The 4,070-nt window shown below is 70.5% G+C and carries 4 protein-coding genes, 5 tRNA genes and 1 pseudogene; 6 read left to right on the top strand and 4 right to left on the bottom strand.

Annotated elements, in window-relative coordinates; all coding sequences use genetic code 11:
- Positions 1 to 441: DsbA family protein (locus J0695_RS21335; protein ID WP_206963723.1), on the top strand; the 441-nt coding region annotated here is incomplete at its 5' end.
- On the opposite strand, the gene J0695_RS21330 is transcribed toward J0695_RS21335, so the two are convergent.
- From J0695_RS21330 to J0695_RS21320, 3 genes are all read right to left on the bottom strand, one after another.
- Positions 438 to 1,268, bottom strand: a complete 831-nt coding sequence (locus J0695_RS21330; RefSeq protein ID WP_206963722.1) for a GNAT family N-acetyltransferase — start codon at positions 1,266 to 1,268, stop codon at positions 438 to 440. The genes J0695_RS21335 and J0695_RS21330 overlap by 4 nt on opposite strands.
- 63 nt (positions 1,269 to 1,331) lie before the next feature.
- Positions 1,332 to 2,153 carry an aminotransferase class IV gene (locus J0695_RS21325; protein WP_206963721.1) on the bottom strand — a complete coding sequence of 274 codons (822 nt, stop codon included), beginning with the start codon at positions 2,151 to 2,153 and terminating at the stop codon, positions 1,332 to 1,334.
- Complete coding sequence (locus J0695_RS21320; RefSeq protein WP_206963720.1) at positions 2,150 to 3,208, bottom strand: chorismate-binding protein; 1,059 nt, start codon at positions 3,206 to 3,208, stop codon at positions 2,150 to 2,152. Before J0695_RS21320 ends, J0695_RS21325 begins: the two co-directional genes overlap by 4 nt.
- A 145-nt stretch (positions 3,209 to 3,353) precedes the next feature.
- On the opposite strand from J0695_RS21320, the gene J0695_RS21315 reads away from it, so the two are divergent.
- From J0695_RS21315 to J0695_RS21295, 5 genes are all read left to right on the top strand, one after another.
- A tRNA-Gly gene (locus J0695_RS21315) sits at positions 3,354 to 3,426 on the top strand.
- Between the two features lie 39 nt (positions 3,427 to 3,465).
- Positions 3,466 to 3,536 (top strand) — tRNA-Cys (locus tag J0695_RS21310).
- Positions 3,537 to 3,540: 4 nt separating this feature from the next.
- A tRNA-Val gene (locus J0695_RS21305) sits at positions 3,541 to 3,612 on the top strand.
- Positions 3,613 to 3,667: 55 nt separating this feature from the next.
- Positions 3,668 to 3,739: transfer RNA gene (locus J0695_RS21300), tRNA-Val, on the top strand.
- A 41-nt stretch (positions 3,740 to 3,780) separates the two neighbouring features.
- Positions 3,781 to 3,852 (top strand) — tRNA-Val (locus tag J0695_RS21295).
- Between the two features lie 60 nt (positions 3,853 to 3,912).
- Here J0695_RS21295 and J0695_RS44050 read toward each other — a convergent pair.
- Positions 3,913 to 4,070 (bottom strand): annotated as a pseudogene (locus J0695_RS44050) (zf-TFIIB domain-containing protein); the annotation flags it as partial.

Below are 4,070 nucleotides of genomic sequence, written 5' to 3'. Positions count from 1 at the left end.
GCCCTGGACGACGTCCGCGCCCTGCGTGCCCGTTACGGCGACCGCATCGACCTGCGGCTGCGCCACTTCCCGCTGGAGAAGCACCGGCACGCGTACGCGGCGGCCCAGGCCGCGGAGGAGGCGTTCGAGCAGGGTCAGGGCTGGCCCTACGTGGAGGCGGTGCTCGCCCGCACCGAGGAGCTCGCGTCGAAGGGCGAGCCCCTCCTGCTGGAGATCGCACGTGAACTCGGCCTGGACGCCGAGGAGTTCGACACCGCGCTGATCGACGGCCGCCATCTGCTGATCGTCGACGCGGACCAGGCGGAGGGCAAGGCGATCGGCGTCACCGGCACCCCGACGTACATCATCGACGGGGAGCGGCTGGACGGCGGCAAGAGCCAGGACGGTCTGCGGCAGCGGATCGAGGAGATCGCCGACCGCGTGCTCGCCGCAGGCGTCTAGAGCAGCTGTTTGTGGAAGTGGTGCACGGTCGGCTCGTAGCCGAGTGAGGTGTAGAGGCGTACGGCCGGGGTGTTGCCCGCGAAGACGTTCAGTCCCAGCTCGCGCTCCCCTGCGGCCACCGCGTCGCGCTCGGCGACCAGCATCAGGGTGCGGCCGTGGCCGTGGCCCCGATGCTGCTCGCCGACCTCGACGTCGTACACGAAACGCCCCGCACGGCCGGGAGCCCGGGACGTCCAGATGTGCCCCACCACCTCACCGCCGCTGACCAGCACCTTGATGGAGACTCCCGGGGTGTGGCGCCCCTCGGGGAGTATTCCGTTGTGGTCGGCCGCCGCCTTCACCCTGGCCTGCGCCTCCGGCACGCCCCGGTCGATCCAGGTCTGTGCGTACGCGACGATCGCCCTCTCGTTCCAGGCACGGAACTCCTCATCGGTCATCGCCCGGCTCTCCGCCCCTTCGGGGAGTACGGGCGGCCGCGCCGGCAGCCGCTTGAGCATCGTGCGATTGGTCTCCGTGTAGCCGAGGGAGTCCGCCATCCGCAGCGCCGCGTCCGCGCCGGCCGGGACGGCCGCCCGCACGTGGGTGCAGCGCCAGCCGCGCAGCACCTCCTCGGCGGCGAGCGCGGCGACCGTGCCGCGTCCGCGCCTGCGGTCCGGCTCATGGATCCGCAGACCGCTGATGCGGGCCCAGGCGGCGCCGAAGTCCGTGTCGGTGGCGAGCTCGACGGCGCCGACGGGCCGGCTGTTCACGCAGACGTCGAACGCACGCGCCTTCGCACCGTCCGCGCCCTGCTGGAGCGGCCCGATCGGCCGCAGGGTAGTGGTCATCAGTGGAGTTGTACCCGCCCGAAAACCAGGCGTCATCCCGATATGCCGATCCCGCGTCCCGGCTTACGGATCCAGGTCGTCCGCGGCGCGCTCGTCCCAGATGCGCATGGCCTTGGCGGTCACAGGACCCGGCTCGTCCTCCAGCAGGCGTCCGTCGACCCGGACGACCGCCTGGACGTCGCGCAGGGTCGAGGTCAGGAAGATCTCCTCGGCGCGGTCCAGGACGTCCAGCGGCAGATCGGTCTCCCTGGCGCCCGCCCACTCGACGGCCAGGGCGCGGGTGATCCCGGCCAGGCAGCCGGAGGCGACGGGCGGGGTGTGCAGTTCGCCGTCGAGTACGACGAAGACGTTGGAGCCGGTGCCCTCGCAGAGCTGCCCCACCGTGTTCCCGAACAGCGCCTCGGACGCGCCCTGTTCATGCGCCTTGGCGAGCGCGACGACGTTCTCCGCGTACGACGTCGTCTTGAGCCCGGCGAGCGCGCTGCGCTCGTTGCGCGTCCAGGGGACGGTGATCACGGCGGTGGTGTCGGGTCTGCGCGCGGTGTCGCCGACCGCGACCACCAGGGTCGGGCCCGCGTCGCCGCGGTCGGAGCCGAGCGGGGAGAGCCCGCCGGTGTAGGTGATGCGCAGGCGGCCGAGCGGCAGCGGGTTGGCTTCGAGCACCGCGGCGCAGGCGCGCCGCACCTCGTCCAGATCCGGATCGGGCAGTCCGAGGCCGCGGGCCGAGCGGGTAAGCCGGTCCAGGTGGCGGGTGAGGGCGAAGGTCCGCCCCTCGGTCGACTTCACCGTCTCGAAGATGCCGTCGCCCACGGTCAGCCCGTGATCGAGGACGGACACCGTCGCGGCGGCCGCGTCGTGCAGCCCGCCATTGACCCAGATCTTCATGCCGTGGTCCTCCCACTCGCTGCGTACGCGCCCGACGCTACCGCGAGCAGTCTGGAGGCCTTCAGCTCGGTCTCCTCCCACTCCCGCCCGGGGTCGGAGCCCCAGGTGATGCCCGCGCCCGTACCGAAGCGGAGGACAGGGCCGCGGTCCTCGGTGCGGTCGATCCAGAAGGTACGGATCCCGACGGCCAGCTCCGCCGTGCCCCGGTCGGCGTCGACCCAGCCGACCGCCCCGCAGTACGGTCCGCGCGGCGAGGTCTCCAGGGCTTCGATGATCCGCAGCGCGCTGGACTTGGGCGCCCCGGTCACCGAGCCAGGCGGGAAGGTCGCGGCGAGGATGTCCTGCCAGCCGGCCTTCTCCGTGAGCTCGCCGCGGACGGTGGAGACGAGGTGGACGAGGCCGGGGTGGGGTTCGATCGCGCAGAGTGCCGGGACGGTGACGGAACCGGTGGCGCAGACGCGACCCAGGTCGTTGCGGACGAGGTCCACGATCATCACGTTCTCGGCGAAATCCTTTTCGAGCAGGTCGCCGGCGGTACGGCCCGTGCCCTTGATCGGACCGGACTCGACGGTCCGGCCGTCGCGGCGGAGAAAGAGTTCGGGGGAAGCGGTGGCTATCTCCACGCCGTGCGCGGGCAGCCGGATCGTCCCCGCGTACGGCGCCGGGTTTCCCCTGGCCAGCAACGCGGTCAGGGCGTCGACGTCGGCACGGTCAGGGTCGGGGAGCGGCGCGGTCAGCACACGGCAGAGATTGGCCTGGTAGACCTCGCCCGCCGCGATGTGCGCGCGGATGGTGCGTACGCCGGCGATATATGCGTCCCTGTCCAGGGACGAGGTCCAGTCACCGGCGGCGGGGCCGTGCCACCGGCCCGGTACGGGAGCGGGCACGGGCTCCGTACGGACGTCTCCGAAACGGGCGCAGACCAGAGTCCCCTCGAAGTCCGCGGCGACGGCCCAGAGGCCGGAGGAGTCGAGAGCTGTGGGGTCACTGGTGACATCACGCAGGTCACGGGCGACACGGCCGCCGAAGCGGGCCAAAGGAGCGAGGTCGTGCACAGACGAGAGTCTAGGACGGCTGCCAATCGGCCGCTCCGGAGTGAACGCACCGCAGCACGCTGCACAAACGCGTTTTTGTACTGGCCCCGGAATCCGCTAGAGTTCAACACGTCGCCGCGACGCGCAAGCGAAACGGAAACGACAAGCGGACGTAGCTCAGTTGGTAGAGCACCACCTTGCCAAGGTGGATGTCGCGAGTTCGAGTCTCGTCGTCCGCTCGATGTGAGGGATCTTCCCGAACCCCCGCATTCACTCCTGGTGGAGTGGCCGAGAGGCGAGGCAACGGCCTGCAAAGCCGTCTACACGGGTTCAAATCCCGTCTCCACCTCTACGCGCGATTAGCTCAGCGGGAGAGCGCTTCCCTGACACGGAAGAGGTCACTGGTTCAATCCCAGTATCGCGCACGCAGTAGGATGCAGTACCGGTCCGCAAGGATCACGGGTCCGCAAGGATCTTCCCGCGCGATTAGCTCAGCGGGAGAGCGCTTCCCTGACACGGAAGAGGTCACTGGTTCAATCCCAGTATCGCGCACGCAGTACAGCAGAAAGCCTGGTATTTTCCGCAGGTCACCCGCGCGATTAGCTCAGCGGGAGAGCGCTTCCCTGACACGGAAGAGGTCACTGGTTCAATCCCAGTATCGCGCACATCAGCACCGAAGCCCCGGCCGTCACAGACGGCCGGGGCTTCGTCGTTGCCTCTCCCCGTCAGGAGGAGAACAGCATGTGGCCGAAGCCCTTGTTGCGGTGGTGGCCGCCGTGGTGACCGCCGTAGTGGCCGCCGCCGTGCTGCTGCGGGGCGCCCCAGGCGGGCGCGGGCGCGGCCGGGTAGGCCTGCGGGGCCTGCGGCGGGGGCGGGGCCTGCT

The organism is Streptomyces beijiangensis, assembly GCF_017315755.1.
In the GTDB taxonomy this organism is placed as follows: Bacteria; Actinomycetota; Actinomycetes; order Streptomycetales; family Streptomycetaceae; genus Streptomyces; species Streptomyces beijiangensis.
The sequence above is the reverse complement of the archived record's forward strand: the minus strand, read 5'-3'. Positions and strand labels throughout refer to the sequence as shown.

Excerpts from the sequence above, each read along its gene's own strand:
- J0695_RS21330 (WP_206963722.1), bottom strand. The coding sequence starts at position 1,268 with ATGACCACTACCCTGCGGCCGATCGGGCCGCTCCAGCAGGGCGCGGAC.
- J0695_RS21325 (WP_206963721.1), bottom strand. The coding sequence starts at position 2,153 with ATGAAGATCTGGGTCAATGGCGGGCTGCACGACGCGGCCGCCGCGACG.